We start from the raw sequence: 15,582 nt of genomic DNA on the forward strand, positions 1-15,582 counted from the left end.
AACGCCTTACAAGTGCGCGGCGCGCCTGATTTTCGGGGCCGGGGTCTGCGCACGCAGTCGGCGGCTGCCTGCGCCGGCGGGTAGTTCACCGCCGGCCCCGGCATTGTGTCCTACAGAACATTCCCCTAAGAATGGACTATGACGGTTACTCTCAGATCTCTGGAAATTGCTGTTCCCCCCACTGTGCTGGTCCAAACCGAAGCACGTGATGTGTTCGCCGCCCAGCCCGGCCTCACCAGGCTGGGCCAAAGGCTCGTGGCCACGTGTTTCAATTCCGCTGCCATCGACACCCGGCGCACCGCCCTTTCCGAACTTTCTCTGTCCTACCGGTCCGACAATCCCGTTTTCTTTGATTCGGCATCCGGCAACATGCTCAGTCCCAGCACGAAAACCCGAAACGATATTTTTGCCACCGAAGCCACAAAACTCTTCATTGAATCAGCCCAGAAAGCCGTTGACGCGTGCGAGGGCATTGGCCCCGAAGACGTCACCCACGTTATTACCGTCTCCTGCACCGGGTTCTTTAACCCCGGTCCGGATTACAAAGTAGTCAGGGCTCTGGGCCTCAACGCCTCGGTGCAGCGGTTCCATCTGGGCTTCATGGGTTGCTACGCGGCTTTTCCGGCGATGCGGGCAGCCAAGTCCTTCTGCGATGCCGATCCTGAAGCAGTAGTTCTCGTGGTCAGCGCCGAACTGTGTTCCCTGCACGTCCGTACCTCTAATGATCCGGACACCATCATGGGCTCCTCGCTCTTCGCCGACGGCGCCGCCGCGGCCGTCATTACCGCCCGCGACCTGCCCGGCAACGCCCCCGGCATCCAGCTGGACCACTTCGAAACCGTGCTGACCCCGGTGGGCGAGGAATCCATGGCCTGGAACATCGGGGACGAGGGCTTCGAAATGGTGCTCGGGACGTACGTTCCGCACATCATCGACGACCACATTGTCGGGGCCCTCGAGCCGCTGCTCGCCCGTGATCCCTCCGTTGCCGGGTTGCCGTACCGCGACATCGAGCACTGGGCGATCCACCCCGGCGGACGCAGCATCCTGGACAAGGTCGAAGCCAAGCTCGACCTGAGCGAGGAACAGCTGGTTCCTGCCCGTGAAACCCTGCGCAACTGGGGCAACATGTCCAGTGCGACCGTGCTGTTTGTGCTCAAGCACATCCTGGACCAGCCCTTCCGCGGCGGCAACGAGCGCATTTGCTCCATGGCCTTCGGTCCGGGCCTGACCGTGGAAACCGGCCTCTTCACCCGCGTCGGCGGGCCGGTGAACGCGAGCGCCGGCGAACAGGCCGGCGAGCAGGCCGAAGTGCAGGGGGAGGAACGAACAATGGCCCACGGAACGGCACAGGCACCGGAAACGGCAGCGGTGCCGGCACCGGCGGGCGTGTGAGCGGCAAACCCTTCCCGGCGCCCCACAGCTCCGCGGCGCGCGGCTCCCTGACGCAAGGTCCCCTTGCCCGGCGGCTGACACCGCCGCAGCTCCGGTCCCTGGCGGAACGGGATCCTGCGGCCGTGGAGGAGATGGACCGGCCGGACTGTGATCCGGAGAAGCTCCGGCGTACCTATGCCCAGTTCTGGCTCATCAATTCGGTGGTGTCCGGCTGGAGGCGCAACTACGTCCGTTACCTGCGTCCGCAGTTCGACTCGGGCCGCACCAACACGCTGCTGGACATCGGCTCCGGCGGCGGTGATGTGCCGCGCATGCTGGCCCGGTGGGCACGCCGCGACGGTCTGCGCCTGGAAATTACCGGGATCGATCCCGATCCGCGCGCGCACGCCTTCGCTTCATCGCGTCCGGCGCTGCCCGGGCTTAGTTTCCGCCGGGCGTTCAGTTCGGAGCTGGTCGCTGAAGGCCGGACGTACGACGTCGTCATCTCCAACCACGTCCTGCACCACCTCACCGACGGGGAGTTCTCCGTGCTGCTCGCAGATTCGGAGGTACTGGGCCGGCGGTTGAGCCTGCACGGCGACATTGAGCGCAGCCGCTGGGGTTATGCCCTTTTCTCCGCCGGAACCCTGCCGTTTTTTCCCGGGAGTTTTATCCGGCAGGACGGGCTCACCTCCATCCGCCGCAGTTACACCGCGGCGGAACTGGCAGCCGTTGCCCCGCCCGGCTGGCGCTGCCTGCAGCAGCGTCCGTGGCAGAACCTGCTGATGCGGACAACGCCGGGAGACAACGGATGACCGCGCTGCCGCTGCCTCCCGCCGTCGCGCCCCGGCCCGTCACCGATGTGGCGGTGGTGGGCGGCGGGCCGGTGGGCGTCTTCCTCGCCGTGCTGTTGGCCCAGGCCGGAGTAAGTGTCCAGGTGCTCGAACAGCGGCAGGAACGATCCGCACACTCGCGGGCCATCGGCATCCATCCCCCGGCGCTGGAGGCCCTGGCCGCTGCCGGTGTGGCGAAGGCGATGAGCAGCGAAGGGGTGCAGATCCGGCGCGGCGAGGCCCGCAGCAGCGGCCGGCCGGTGGCAGCAGTGGATTTCTCGGCTGCGTCGGCACGGTTTCCGTATGTCCTGACCCTTCCGCAGCTGCGGACCGAAGCGATCCTGGAAGCCCGGCTGCTGGAACTGGATCCGCACGCCCTGGTGCGCGGAGCGAAGGTGGACGGACTGCACGACGACGGCGGCCGGGTCCTGCTGTCCGGCACGGCCGGCCGGGTCCTGCTGTCCGGCACGGCCGGCCGGGCCGGGGAGCCGGGGACAGGTACGGCTTTTGAGGCATCCGCCAGGATTACCGTGGCGGCCGACGGCGCGCGTTCCCCGGTGCGCCGTTTGCTGGGCACGCCCTGCCGGACCCGGGAGTTGCCGGACACCTACTTAATGGGCGACTTTCAAGACTCCACCGGCGACGGCCCGGTGGGCGTGCTGTATCTGGAGTCCGGCGGCATTGTGGAGTCCTTTCCGCTGCCCGGCGGTGTCCGGCGCTGGGTCGCGCACACTGACAGCCTGCTGGCCGGGGCCACGGCCGGTGACTTGGCAGCTCTGGTGGCCGAGCGGACCGGGGCCTGCCCGGATCCGGCGTCGAACACCATGCTCAGCGCGTTTTCGGTGCGCACGGGACTGGCGCGCGACCTCGTCCGCGGCCGCACCGTTCTCATCGGCGATGCAGCCCATGAGGTCAGTCCCATCGGAGGGCAGGGCATGAACCTCGGCTGGCTGGATGCCGCTGCCCTGGCACCGATCATCGTTGGGTCCCTACGCGGAGATGATGTGGGTGCGGCACTGGCGGACTTCGGGCGGAGCCGGCGCCGGGCCGCGGTTGTCGCGTCCCTTCAGGCGCAGCTGAATATGGTGCTCGGCCGGCCGCTGGCGCCCCCTCTGCTCGCGGCCCGCAACGCCGGCCTGTCCGCTCTCTTCCGGGTGCCCGCGGCAGGCAATCTGGTGGCCCGCCGTTTCACTATGCAGTAGCCGACGGTTCGAGCCCGCTGAGGCGCCTTGGCTGGTTCATGGTGCGGGGCAATTTAAAAAGGGGCTCCGGCCCGGTCCCGCGGCGGGAGCCGGGCCGGAGCCCCTTTTTGATCAATCTAGGTGTCTTGATTTAGGTGTCTTGTCAGTTCAGTTTGATTGTCAGTTTGGTTGTCCTGTCAGTTTCCGGTGCTGGAGCTTCCATGCCGGGCACCGGCAGTCGTGCGGTCCCGCACTTCCCCGCCCGGCTGCTCTTCTCCACCGGGCCGCGCGCCGCCGTCGGGCCGCACTTTTTCGCCCGGCTGCTCTTCTCCACCGGGCCGCGCGCCGCCGTCAGGCCCGGAGGGAACAGCGGAGGCAGCAGGAACGGTGGACAGGGGACCGGAATTCATCATCTCGGATCCTCCGGTCAGGCCCGGCTCCGCCGGCATCTTGGCGGTCGGCTGGATATCCAGCGTGCGGCGCAGCACCTGTTCCTTGATGAAAAGCACGGCAATCAGCGCAACGACGGAGATGACGGCGGCTATCTGGAAGATGGTTGCCGTGGCGTCACCGTAGGCGGCACGGAAGATGCCCTGAACTGCGCCGGGCAGTCCGGCGATATCCAGCGAATCACCGGCTCCGCCGTCGGTCACCGGAATATTGGCCGCCCGCATGCCGTCGGCCGCCCGGCTGCTGACGGCGCTGGACATGACGGCACCCAGGACGGATACGCCCACGGCACCGCCAACAGTCCGGAAGAACGCAATGGAAGCGCTGGCCGATCCCACTTCGGAGACCTTGACCGTGTTCTGGACAGCCAGGACAAGGTTCTGCATCAACAGGCCCATGCCCAAACCGAGCACGAAGATGTACAGGCTGACCAGGAGCATGTCGGTTTCGTGGTCCATGCTTCCGGCCAGTCCGGTGCCGGCTATGACCATGATGGTGCCGGCGATCAGGAACCGCTTCCATTTGCCGAAACGGCTGATGAGCTGTCCGGATCCCACCGAACCCATCAGGTTTCCCGCGATCATCGGGAGCATCAGCAGGCCGGCCTCAGTTGGGCTGTAGCCGCGGGCAATCTGGAAGTACTGTCCCAGGAAAGTGGTGGAACCGAACATGGCGATGCCGACGGCAACCGAAGCCACAATGGACAGTGCGGTGGTGCGTTCGCGGATGATCTTCAGCGGGATGATGGGTTCACGCACCTTGGATTCCACCAGGACCAGCAGTGCCAGGAGCACAACGCTGGTTCCAACCATCGCAGCGGTCTGCCAGGACATCCACTCGTAGTAGCCGGCCTTGCCCGCGAAGGAGACCCAGATCAGCAGCAGGGAGACGCCTGCGGTGAGCAGGATCGAACCCAGCCAGTCGATGCTGACCCTGCGGCGGGTGTGCGGCAGGCGAAGGGTGACCTGCAGCAGGAACAGTGCGACGACGGCCAGCGGCACGCACAGGAAGAAGGTCCAGCGCCAGCCCAGCGGGCTGTCCACGATGAAGCCGCCGAGCAGGGGGCCGCCGGCGGTTGCCACGGCCATCACGGCGCCCATGTAGCCGGAGTACCGCCCTCGTTCGCGGGGCGGAATAATCGAGCCGATGACGGCCTGCACCAGCGCGGTCAGCCCGCCCATGCCAAGACCCTGGATGACCCGTGCCATCAGCAGGACCGGCATGTTGTCGGCAAACCCGGCCACTACGGAGCCGATCACGAAGATGATGATGCTCAGCTGGACCAGGAGTTTCTTGCTGAACAGGTCAGCGAGCTTGCCCCAGATGGGAGTGGAAACGGCGTTGGCCAACAGCGCCGCGGTCACGACCCAGGCAAAATCGGTCTGCGTTCCGTGCAGGTCGGCCATGATGGTCGGCAGTGCGTTGGCCACGATTGTCGTGCTCAGCATGGCCGTAAACAAGGCGGCCAGCAGGCCGGTCAGTGCCTGCAGGATTTGCCGGTGGCTCATTTCACCGGGGACCTGGGCCTGGCGTGCGGGCTTGCCGTTCCTGCGAACCTTGGGGTCTTTGCCGGACTTGCCGGCGTTCCCGGCGGTCACCGGGTTCTTTGCGGTGGCGGATCTTTGCGGCTCTGTCACTTAGTTTTCTCCTGCCGGGGTGGGCGTTGGATGGGTACCCGGCTTCATTGCGCGGATGGATGTATCGCGGATCGATGTATGCAGGGTGTCGGCCAGCTTGGCCAGGGAATCACTGGCCAGGGCGGCTTCCTCATTGGTCCAGTCATCCAGCATGTGCTGCAGCAGTTCAGAACGGCGGTGCATATCTTCGGTGACCGCGCGGCTTCCGGCCGGGGTGAGGCTGATCAGATATGCCCTCCCGTCTTCGGGGTGGGGCCGCCGGCACACATACCCCATCTCCACGAGTTCCGAGAGGTGCCGGCTCAGGCCGGCTGCCCCGATGCCAAGCTTCCCCGCCAATTCCGTTGCACGGATTTCCGGTTGTTCTCCGATGAGGCGCAGGACCGCCAGCAACGCAGTGCCGGGACCGCGGGGGTCGGTGCTGCGCTGCGCGACGCAGCGCAGTTGGCGCTGCAGCCGATACACCTGGGTGATTAATTCTTCAGCAGTCTGCTGGTTAACGGACACGAAACACCTGTCTGGAAGTGCCTTAATTATTTGCCTCAGGCAACAATAAGCCGGGTTACTTGCCTGAGTCAACCAACTAGGCATAAAAAAATGCGGAAAGGACGGTGGTTTCGCTCACGTGCTGGGACCGGCAAGTAAAGCCTTGCGTGCATGGATCCGGAATCGAAAGTACGAGCAACGCGAAGACTGCTCCTCGCCGTTATCTTCACCGGCCTTGTGCTCGGCGCGGTCGGAGCCCTCATCGGCATGGGCATTCCCGGCCTGATTGTCAGCATCGCCGGGTGGATCGCCGTCGTCGCCGGCATTGCCTGGCTTCTGGTGAATCACCTTCAGCGGTCAGCGGCCGCCTCCCGTCCCGACTCCTGGCGCCCCGGCGACGACGAGACCCCATGAGCACCCGCTCCGACGCACAGCTTTCCGTCGAGCTGTCCCGGCTCGCTGCCGGTTACGGCGCCGTTTTGCCCGACACTCCCTCTCACGCCATTCCCTCAGCCGACGCTCCCCCGGCGGACGCTCCCCCAGCCACGGAGCAGTTGCTCGCCGCCGTCGCGGCCTGCCACGACCTCGTACGGATTTCCACCGACCTGCAGGGGCAGGCCGTGCGGGCTGCCCATGATGCCGGCGTGAGCTGGGCGAAAATAGGCAAAACTCTGGGCACCTCTCGGCAGGCTGTCCAGCAGCGTTTCGATCCGCACTATCTTCCGGTCAGTGCATCTGATGGTGTTTCCGCGGGCGTTTCCGGGGGCGTATCCGGCCAAGCCCGCCACGGAGCCACCCGGATCCTCGGTCCGGTCAGCCGCAGCGAGGAAATGCACCACCTGGCCGCGGCAGGCTCGCAGGGTTGGCGGCTCATCCGTGCCCTGCACGGTGAACACGTGCTCGAACGGGACGACCGCCCCTGGGAGATCAAACGGGTCTCGGTACTCTCCGCCCGGCCGATGCCGTCAGCCAGGGACGGCTGGCAGGCGGCAGCCACCCGCTTCCCGGATTGCTTCTACATCCGCCCGCTGCAGCCGGAAGGTCCCGAAGCCTGACCCCCGGGCGTCGGGTCAGGCCGCCAGGTGAGTCGGGGCGAACAGGCCAATTGTTGCTTCCACCACTACCACGTTCGGGCCCTCGGCGGCCAGCGATTCCTCCAGCGCCTTCCGGACACCGTCCGGCGCAGTTCGCCGCGCAGGGACGCCAAAGGACTCGGCCAGCTTCACGAAGTCAGGGCCGGCAAGTTCCGTGGCGGTGGCCTTGCCGAAGGCTTCGACCATGTATTCACGCAGGATCCCGTAGCCGCCGTCGTCGACGATCAGCCAGGTGACCGGCAGGTTATGCTGCCGGGCGGTGGCCAGTTCGGCAATCGAATACATGGCTGACCCGTCCCCGGAGACGGCCAGCACCCGCTCGCCCAGCCCGACGGCGCCGCCGATGGCCCCGGGATAGCCGTAGCCCAGCCCGCCGGCGCCCTGGGCGGAGTGGAACTGTCCGGACTTCGCGTCCCAGCAGCTCCAGGCCCAGTAGGCGGCGATGGTCATATCCCAGTACGTCTGCATGCCGGCGGGGACGGCAGCGCGGATGTCGGCCATGAACGCCCGCTCCATCCCCAGGTCCTGGCTGTCCAGCCGGGCGGAAACCTTCGCCAGAGTGGCGGCCACGACCTGTTCCGGGCTCTTGCCGTGCCAGTCCGGCGCGCTGCCGGGCGAAGAACCAAGAGCCTGTCCCAGGGCACGGTCCAGTGCTCCGAGCGCCTGCCCGGCGTCCGCCCGGATGCCCAGCGCCGGCTGGTTGGATTCCAGCACCCGCGGTTCGGCGTCGATCTGGATGATCCTGCCGCGGGGCTTCAGAGTGAAGTAGTTGGAGGTCACCTCACCCAGCGAAGATCCGATGACGAGCAGCACATCGGCGTCCTCAAGGACCTCGGTGGTGTAGCGGTCCTCGATCCACGACTGCAGGGACAGTTCATGGGTCCAGGGGAAGGCGCCGTTGCCGCCGGGGGTGCAGATCACCGGCGCGCGCAGCTTTTCGGCCAGTGCCAGCAGATCCTCCTCCGCGCCGCCGCGGCGGGTTCCGCCGCCGGCGATGATTGCCGGACGTTCCGCCGCGGCGAGCCAGCGCACGGCTTCCTTGACCAGTTCGGTGCGGGGCGGGTTATCAAACGGTTCGGCCAGGGCATCTTCCACCGCCGGCACCAGAACCGGGTTCAGCAGGACATTTTGCGGCACTTCCAGCCACACCGGTCCCATCGGTGAAGAGATGGCTTCCGTCCACGCATCCTGGATGGCCGAGGGAATGCCGGACGCGTGCTGGATCAACCGCTGGCTTTTGGTGACGTTCGCCGCCGAGGCCTTCTGGTCATCCAGCTGGTGCAGCATTCCGCGACGGCGTGCCCCCAGCCCTTCGATGGGGATCTGGCTGGCCACCACCACCATCGGCACGCCCGTGGCGTAGGCCTCCTGCAGTCCGGACAGCGCGGTCAGTGCGCCGGGACCGGTGGAGAGAAACAGCACCCCCACCTGGCCCGTGGCACGGGAGAAGCCGTCAGCGGCAAAAGCAGAATTGTTTTCCACCCGGGAGGAGATGAACCGCAGGTCGGAGCGGGACAGCGCGTCAAAGAGCCCCAGGGCATGCTGTCCGGGGATTCCGAACACGGTGGTGGCGCCGAGCGCTGAAAGCGTTTCGATCACCAGGTCCCCGCCGTTGCGCACCGCGGCCCCGGCCTCCGGCATAACCGCGGTGGCTGTTTCCTCGTCCCGGATATTAGGCACCGAGGTGGCGCCGCCGGGCACTGTTTCGGGCCGTCCTGCCGCGCTCATTCCGGCAGTCCCATCAGGCTGATCAGGTCGTAGGCAACATGGGAGGCAGCCACCGCGGTGATATCGGCGTGGTCGTACGCCGGCGCCACCTCGACGACGTCGGCCCCCACCAGGTTCAATCCGCGCATCCCGCGCAGGATCTCCAGCAGTTCGCGGCTGGTCATCCCGCCGGCTTCCGGAGTGCCGGTGCCCGGTGCATGGGCCGGGTCCAGAACGTCAATGTCCACTGAGATGTACAGCGGCCGGTTTCCGATCCGGTCCCGAAGCTTCGCCACCACCTCATCCACGCCCTGCCGGAAGACGTCCGCGGAGGTGACGATGCCGAAGCCGAAGCGCCGGTCGTCCTCCAGGTCGCGCTTACCGTACAAGGGGCCGCGGGTGCCGACGTGGGAGATGGCCTCGGTATCCAGGATGCCTTCCTCCACCGCCCGGCGGAACGGAGTGCCGTGGGTGTATTCGGCTCCGAAGTAGCTGTCCCAGGTGTCCAAGTGCGCGTCGAAGTGCAGCAGTGCCACGGGAGAGCCGGCACGCTCGGAAGCGGCCCGCAGCAGCGGCAGGGCAATGGTGTGGTCACCGCCCAGGGTCAGCAGCTTGGTGCCGTTCTCGGTCAGGTCCATGGCATTGGCCTGAATGGTCTCTATGGCCTCGTCGATGTTGAAGGGATTCACGGCCATGTCACCGGCATCCGCCACCTGCAGGTTCTCAAAGGGCGAAGTATCCAGGGCCGGGTTATAGGGGCGGAGCAGCCGGGAGGCTTCCCGAACATGGTTGGCGCCAAAGCGGGCGCCGGGCCGGAAAGAAACCCCGGTGTCAAAGGGAACTCCCGCCACTGCCACATCCGCATACTGCACCTGGTCCAGGCGCGGCAGGCGTGCGAACGTAGCGGGCCCGGCATAGCGCGGCACCAGTGACGCGTCGATGGGTCCAAGGTTTCCGTTGACAGTGATCCGCGGGGGATTCCGCATATGAGTCTTCTCCAGGTTCGCGGTTCCGCCGCTGCGGGACAACCTGCGGGAGCGGCTAAACGGCCTAATTACCGGGCCTGGAGCAGGTTGCCTCATAGGCATTAAGTGTTTCCCCTGAGGCTAAAGTGGAACCGGGGCTCAGGTCAAGACTAGGCTGTGACTATGGCGGCTCATCAGCACAGTGCGGACAATAACTACGACGTCGACGTCCTGATCGTGGGCGCGGGCCCAACAGGACTGGCCCTTGCGGCCCAATTGAGCAGTTTCGGCACGAGTTTCCGCATTATCGACCGCCAGCTCAACCGCAACGAGCACTCCCGGGCGCTTGCCCTGCAGCCCCGCACTCTCGAAGCCCTCCGGCCGTTCGGCGTCAGCGCCGGCCTCGCCGCCGCGGGCCATCCGGCGCGCGGCCTGCATCTGCACCTGCCCGAGCAGACCATTCCCGTGGACCTGTCCGACGCCGGGATCGAAGACTCCGAATACCAGCACCTGCTCTTCCTCTCCCAGGCCGAGACCGAGCGCGCCCTGGTTTCCTACCTGAGCTCCCGGGGTATCCGCGTGGAACGCGGCGCCGAACTGCAGGATCTGGAACGGCTGGACCCCGAGGATCCGTTCGCCGGCATGGAAGCCAAGATCCAGCGCCTGGACCGGGGGATCGAGCGCGTCCGTGCCCGCTACGTTGTTGGTGCCGACGGCGCCCACAGCACGGTGCGGTCCAAGGTGGGTATGGATTGGCGCGGCAGCGGCTACCCCGGAACCTTCGTCCTGGCCGATCTTGAAGCCGACGGCGCGGAGCCCGGCGTCGTCCACTCCTACCTCAACGACGACGGCTTCATGATGCTCTTCCCGCTGGGCAGCCCGGCCACCTGGCGCCTGGTCGGCATGAAAGAGCACGGTGACAGCTCCGAAGCGACTCTGGCAACGCTTCAGGCGATGGCGGACAAGTTCACCGGAGGCGACCTCACGCTGAAGGATCCGCAGTGGGTCAGCACCTTCAACCTCTCCCACCAGATTGCCGAGTACTACCAGTCCGGATCGGTTTTCCTCGCCGGCGATGCCGCGCATGTCCACTCCCCCGTGGCGGCGCAGGGCATGAACACCGGCATCCAGGATGCACTGAACCTGGGCTGGAAACTATCGCTGGGTGCACGCGGCCTGGCCTCGGACGAACTGGTGGACAGTTACGACGCCGAACGGCGCCCGGTGGGGCAGGGCATCCTGCACTTCACCGACCGCGTCTTCCGGCTGGCCTCCAGCCGCAGCGGGCTGCTGAAACTCCCCCGCACCAAACTTCTGCCTGCCCTCGCGCCCAAGGCTTCCGGGTCAAAAGCCCTGCGCTCCCGTCTCTTCCGGACGGTCTCCCAGCTCGACACCCAGTACCGCGGCAGCGACATGGTGGACACGGCCGGTTCCCGGCTGCCGGCATTCCTGACCGCCGGCCCGAAAGCAGGAGACCGCCTGCCCGATGCCGTGGTTTTGGCTCACGGCCGAGAAGTGCGGCTCCACGAGATCCTGGCGACTCCGGGATTCCACATCCTCCTGTGCGGCCGCGGGTGGCCGGCTGACACGCAGCTTCGGCTTCATGACGCCCTGGGACGCCTGTCCCCGTGGCTAAGCGTCCAGCGCCTGAATGTAGGCAGCCGGCTGGCAGCAGCCAGCCCCAATGAAATCCAGGACATCAGCGGGTTGGCCTTCGAACGTCTGGGTTTGAGCGTTCGCCGCCCCGAACTGCTGGTGGTGCGCCCGGACGGGCACATTGGGTTCCGTTCCCCGGGCACCGACATCAGCGGCGCCGTGGACTACCTCAACCGGATCACGACCCCGTCGCAGGCGTACCAGCCGGCGTAAGCCGGTTGCCGCCTCGCAGGGCTAGATTGTCTTTGGCAGGGGCTGAGTGCCGCCCGGCATAAGCCGTTAGCAGCTAGCTGGCTGCCGGGCTGACCAGCGTCCACAGGACAACCGCTTCAGCATCAGTGGGATTGTGCCATGAGTGCGGTTCCTGGCCGGGGAAAGTGACGGTGTCGCCTTCGGCCAGCTCCATCGATTCGCCGGCGAAGACCAGGACAAAGCGGCCGCGGGCCACGTGCAGGACCTCAACGTCGCAGTCCACGGAGTAGAGCTCGGTTTCCCCCGATCCTCCGGGGGCGATCACGGCACGGATGACCTGCACCCGGCGCTCAGTCCGCGGCGTCACCAGCCTTTCGGTGATTCCCGTTCCGCCCAGGTTCACCGAGGGCGCATCCATCCACCGGGTCAGTTCGGTGGCCGGCGCCGTGAAGAGATCCCCGATGGAAATGGACAGCACCTGGCACAGGGTGAGCAGGGAGGCCACCGACGGGGAGGTCAGATCCCTCTCGACCCGGCTCAGGAAACCCTTGGTGAGGCCGGTGGCCGCAGCCACCTGTTCGATCGTCATCCGGCGTGCCTGCCGCGCGAGACGGATCCTCGGACCGATGGCCATCGGCGCGTTGGAGGGCTCTACGGGCAGGGCCTTCATGACGAGGCTTTGCCGGCGGGGCCGGAAGCTGCATCCGTGGTCGCGGATTCGGAATCTTCGGGCTCCGGGATCTCGGCCACTTCGTCCGGGTCGCCGTCGTCCTCCCCGGTCCAGACCTTGATAACCGCCCAGGACACCGCGGCGATCGGCACCGACAAGATGGCTCCAATGATGCCGGCCAGGATGGTTCCGGCGGTCAGGGCCAGCAGGATCACCAGGGCGTGGATGCTCAGGGTGCGGCCCATGACCACCGGCTGCAGGAAGTTTCCTTCCAGCTGGTTCACAGCGATGATCACGATCACGACGATGAGGGCGACGATCGGACCGTTGGCGACCAGCGCGATCAGGGCCGCGAGAATCCCGGCTGCCGTGGCGCCCACCAGCGGGATGAACGAGCCGACAAAGACGATCACGGACAGCGGCAGCGCCAGCGGCACCTGCAGAATGAACAGTGCAGCGCCGATGCAGATTGAATCCACCGCTGCCACAATTGCTGTTCCGCGCACGTACCCGCCGAGCACCTCCATGGCGCGGGCGCCGGACAGCCGGGCCTTCTCCAGCTTCTCCCCGTGGAACCAGCGCAGGAAGAACGCCCAGATCTTGTCGCCGTCCTTGAGGAAGTAGAAGAGCACCACGGCCATCAGCACGAAGCCGGTGACGAAGTTTGTTGCCGCTCCGATTCCGGCCAGCGCACCGCTGCCCGCTGTCGAGCTGGTGGCGAAGTCGATGGCGGCATCCCGGGCGTTCTCAATGGTGCTGCTGTCGAGCGGAATGGGGCTGTCCTGGAGTAGCCGGTACAGCTCGTTGAAGCCCTCCACCGCCTGGTCCACCAGGGAGCTCCACTCGCTCCGGATGGCAAAAACGATTCCGGTGATGAGGCCGCCGAAGGCCGCCAGCAGAAGCAGGAAGGAGACACCGGTGGCCAGCGCGCTGGGCCACCCCTTGCGGCGGAGCCAATTCACGAACGGGGAAATGGCCGCCGCCAGGATCAGCGCCAGCAGCACCGGAATGACCACCAGGGTGATCTGCCGCAGGCCGTAGATGGTGACGCCGGCCAGGAGCAGGACCAGGAGGATCTGTGCTGACCGCTGGCCCGCGTGCCCCAGGGCTCCGCTCCAATACCGCTGAGGGGACTCCGCGGCCTGCCTGCGCTGATCGGGGGACGGTGTTCTGGGCATGGCCTGGTCTTCCTGTTGGCGGAACCGGTCTGGAATTGCTGGCGGAACGTACTAATCTGCGGGTTAGGGCTTGTTCTCGGATACGGGCGCACCGTCGTCGCGATTTTGGGCGTCGGCGTCGGGCGCAATGAGCTGGTCACGGACGTGCCGGCGCATCACCTTTCCGATCAGGGAACGCGGCAGGTCCGGAATCTGCACGATCCTGCGCGGCACCTTATAGGCTGCCAGTTCGTTGCGGACGTACGTTCGGACGGCTTCCGCGTCGAAGTGTGCATCCTGTTTCAGCACCACCGCGGCCACGACGTCTTCCCCGCCGCCCGCCTTGCCGATGCCGACGACGGCGGCGTCGGCAATGCTCTCGTGGCGCTTGAGCGCTTCCTCCACTTCCGAGGGAGAAACGTTGAACCCGCCGGTGATAATCAGCTCCTTGATCCGGTCCTGGATCGTGACGAAGTGATCCTCGTCCACAGAGACGATGTCGCCGGTACGGAACCATCCGCCGTCGAGCAGTGCCGCCTGCGTTTCCGCGGGCTTGTTCCAATAGCCCTGGAAAACCTGCGGGCCGCGGATCAGCAGCTCGCCCTGCTCCCCGTGGGGACGGTCCGTCTGCGGATTCTCCGGATCCACCACGCGGATATCAGTCAGCGGGAACGGAACCCCGACGGTTCCGGGCTTGCGGGTGGGTCCCATGGGATTGCCGATGGCCACCGGTGAGGTTTCCGTCAGCCCGTAGCCCTCAATCAGGTAGCCGCCGGTGGCGTCCTCCCAGGCGGAGACGGTGGCAACCGGGAGGTTCATTGCCCCGGAGATGGCAAAGCGCACTCCCTTCAGGGAGACACCCTGTTCATTGGCCACGCTGACAATGCGGTCATAAATCGGCGGAACGGCCGGCAGGAACGTCGGCGGGGTCTTCTTGACGGCCTTGACCACGAGGTCCGGGTCAAACTTGGGGAACAGCACCAGCCGTGCTCCGAGGCTCATCGCGAAGGTCAGGCAGAGCGTGAGCCCGTAAGCGTGGAACATCGGCAGCACCGCATAGAAGGTTTCCTTGCCCGGCCGAAGTCCGGGAACCCACGCCCGGCCCTGCGCGGCGTTGGCCATCAGGTTCGCGTGGGTGAGCATGGCCCCCTTGGGCACGCCCGTGGTTCCGCTGGTGTACTGGATGACGGCCAGGTCGGAAGCGGCGGGCCGGGGGTGCCTGCGCCGCAGCGGCCGGTGGTCCAGCAGCTTCTTCCAGGGAAGCACCAGCCGTGCTCCGCTGCGGGGAGTCTTGGATACGGTGAGGGCGCTGCGTGCTTTCCGGGCGGCCGGCACCGGAAGCTTCAGGGCCAGCCGGTTACCCAGCGGCATGCTGTCGACCAAGTTGACGGAGATGATGCTGCGCAGCGGAATATCGGCCGGCATTGCCTGCACCCGGTCCACTGCTTTATCCCACACCACGGCTACGGTGGCGCCGTGATCCTCAAACTGGTGGCGCAGCTCCCGGTCCGTGTACAGCGGATTGTGTTCCACCACAATGGCGCCCAGACGCAGCGCCGCGTAGAACGCCACAATGTGCTGCGGGCAGTTTGGCAGGACCAGGGCAACCCGGTCGCCTTTTTTCACGCCGAGCTTCCTCAGCCCGGTGGCGGCGCGGCGGATCTGCTCGCCGAGGTTCTGGTAACTGGTGACGGATCCGAAGAACTGCAGTGCCGGCTTTGATCCGAATTTCCGGATTGACTCTTCCACCATGTCCACCAGGGACCCTTCGGGAAGGTGCAGATCGGCAGGAACACCCTCGCCGTAGTGACGGGTCCAGGGACGTGTCTGCTCGGTCAGGTCTGAGGAGGCTTGAGTACTCACGTCCTCGACTTTAGCCGTTGGCCGGGGCGGCTTCCGCCGCGCACTGCCGGTTCCGGTGCCAAAGCTGCCTTCTGGCTGCATGTTGCCTTCCTCGGGTTTCACCTTGATCTCCGCTACACTGTTAGCTCGAAGGGGAGTAGCTCCGGCCCTCCCGCAGAATCAATCTTAGTGAACGCCAGCGGCGCGCACGGTTTCCTGCGGTGACGGCCGAGGTCTGTCGACATACTGGCCGCCACCGTGCGGCCCGGCATCCCACCCAGTGTGCACTGCGCACGGGCGAGCGAGACCTTCGGTCAGTTTCGCCATCAGCTGACCGG

13 protein-coding genes are annotated in these 15,582 nt (G+C 66.2%); 6 read left to right on the top strand and 7 right to left on the bottom strand.

Features of this window, described 5'->3' with window-relative positions:
- The first annotated feature begins 138 nt into the window (after positions 1-138).
- The 3 genes from WKB88_RS16475 to WKB88_RS16485 all read left to right on the top strand — a co-directional run bounded on the left by WKB88_RS16475 (position 139) and on the right by WKB88_RS16485 (position 3,409).
- Entirely contained in the window at positions 139-1,395 is a 1,257-nt protein-coding gene (locus tag WKB88_RS16475; protein WP_341395642.1) for a type III polyketide synthase, read from the top strand.
- 74 nt (positions 1,396-1,469) lie between these two features.
- Positions 1,470-2,189 carry a class I SAM-dependent methyltransferase gene (locus WKB88_RS16480; protein ID WP_341395748.1) on the top strand — a complete coding sequence of 240 codons (720 nt, stop codon included), beginning with the start codon at positions 1,470-1,472 and terminating at the stop codon, positions 2,187-2,189.
- Positions 2,186-3,409: an FAD-dependent oxidoreductase gene (locus WKB88_RS16485; RefSeq protein WP_341395643.1), complete on the top strand. Its 1,224-nt coding sequence runs from the start codon at positions 2,186-2,188 to the stop codon at positions 3,407-3,409. Before WKB88_RS16480 ends, WKB88_RS16485 begins: the two co-directional genes overlap by 4 nt.
- A gap of 176 nt (positions 3,410-3,585) precedes the next feature.
- On the opposite strand, the gene WKB88_RS16490 is transcribed toward WKB88_RS16485, so the two are convergent.
- Positions 3,586-5,346, bottom strand: a complete 1,761-nt coding sequence (locus tag WKB88_RS16490; RefSeq protein WP_341395749.1) for an MDR family MFS transporter — start codon at positions 5,344-5,346, stop codon at positions 3,586-3,588.
- Between the two features lie 129 nt (positions 5,347-5,475).
- Positions 5,476-5,982, bottom strand: a complete 507-nt coding sequence (locus WKB88_RS16495) for a MarR family winged helix-turn-helix transcriptional regulator (protein ID WP_341395644.1) — start codon at positions 5,980-5,982, stop codon at positions 5,476-5,478.
- 150 nt (positions 5,983-6,132) lie between these two features.
- Here WKB88_RS16495 and WKB88_RS16500 point away from each other — a divergent pair, with 150 nt between their 5' ends.
- Together WKB88_RS16500 and WKB88_RS16505 are read left to right on the top strand one after the other, a co-directional pair.
- On the top strand, positions 6,133-6,375 hold the full coding sequence (locus tag WKB88_RS16500) for a hypothetical protein (protein WP_341395645.1): 243 nt from the start codon (positions 6,133-6,135) through the stop codon (positions 6,373-6,375).
- Entirely contained in the window at positions 6,372-7,016 is a 645-nt protein-coding gene (locus WKB88_RS16505) for a hypothetical protein (RefSeq protein ID WP_341395646.1), read from the top strand. Before WKB88_RS16500 ends, WKB88_RS16505 begins: the two co-directional genes overlap by 4 nt.
- A gap of 15 nt (positions 7,017-7,031) precedes the next feature.
- On the opposite strand, the gene WKB88_RS16510 is transcribed toward WKB88_RS16505, so the two are convergent.
- A complete protein-coding gene (locus WKB88_RS16510; RefSeq protein ID WP_341395750.1) occupies positions 7,032-8,696 on the bottom strand; it encodes a thiamine pyrophosphate-binding protein in 1,665 nt (554 codons plus the stop codon).
- 83 nt (positions 8,697-8,779) lie between these two features.
- Entirely contained in the window at positions 8,780-9,748 is a 969-nt protein-coding gene (gene speB / locus WKB88_RS16515) for an agmatinase (protein WP_341395647.1), read from the bottom strand.
- A gap of 162 nt (positions 9,749-9,910) precedes the next feature.
- Here speB and WKB88_RS16520 point away from each other — a divergent pair, with 162 nt between their 5' ends.
- The gene (locus WKB88_RS16520; RefSeq protein ID WP_341395648.1) at positions 9,911-11,596 is read left to right on the top strand and encodes an FAD-dependent monooxygenase; all 1,686 of its coding nucleotides are present in this window, start codon (positions 9,911-9,913) and stop codon (positions 11,594-11,596) included.
- Positions 11,597-11,669: 73 nt separating this feature from the next.
- On the opposite strand, the gene WKB88_RS16525 is transcribed toward WKB88_RS16520, so the two are convergent.
- From WKB88_RS16525 to WKB88_RS16535, 3 genes are all read right to left on the bottom strand, one after another.
- Complete coding sequence (locus tag WKB88_RS16525) at positions 11,670-12,245, bottom strand: helix-turn-helix domain-containing protein (protein WP_341395649.1); 576 nt, start codon at positions 12,243-12,245, stop codon at positions 11,670-11,672.
- Positions 12,242-13,423, bottom strand: a complete 1,182-nt coding sequence (locus WKB88_RS16530) for an AI-2E family transporter (RefSeq protein WP_341395650.1) — start codon at positions 13,421-13,423, stop codon at positions 12,242-12,244. The genes WKB88_RS16525 and WKB88_RS16530 overlap by 4 nt, the downstream gene beginning before the upstream one ends.
- Before the next feature lie 63 nt (positions 13,424-13,486).
- On the bottom strand, positions 13,487-15,346 hold the full coding sequence (locus tag WKB88_RS16535) for a long-chain-fatty-acid--CoA ligase (RefSeq protein ID WP_445818947.1): 1,860 nt from the start codon (positions 15,344-15,346) through the stop codon (positions 13,487-13,489).
- Positions 15,347-15,582 lie beyond the last annotated feature (236 nt).

Origin of the sequence: Arthrobacter sp. G119Y2, assembly GCF_038069765.1 — a bacterium.
GTDB lineage: Bacteria > Actinomycetota > Actinomycetes > Actinomycetales > Micrococcaceae > Arthrobacter_B.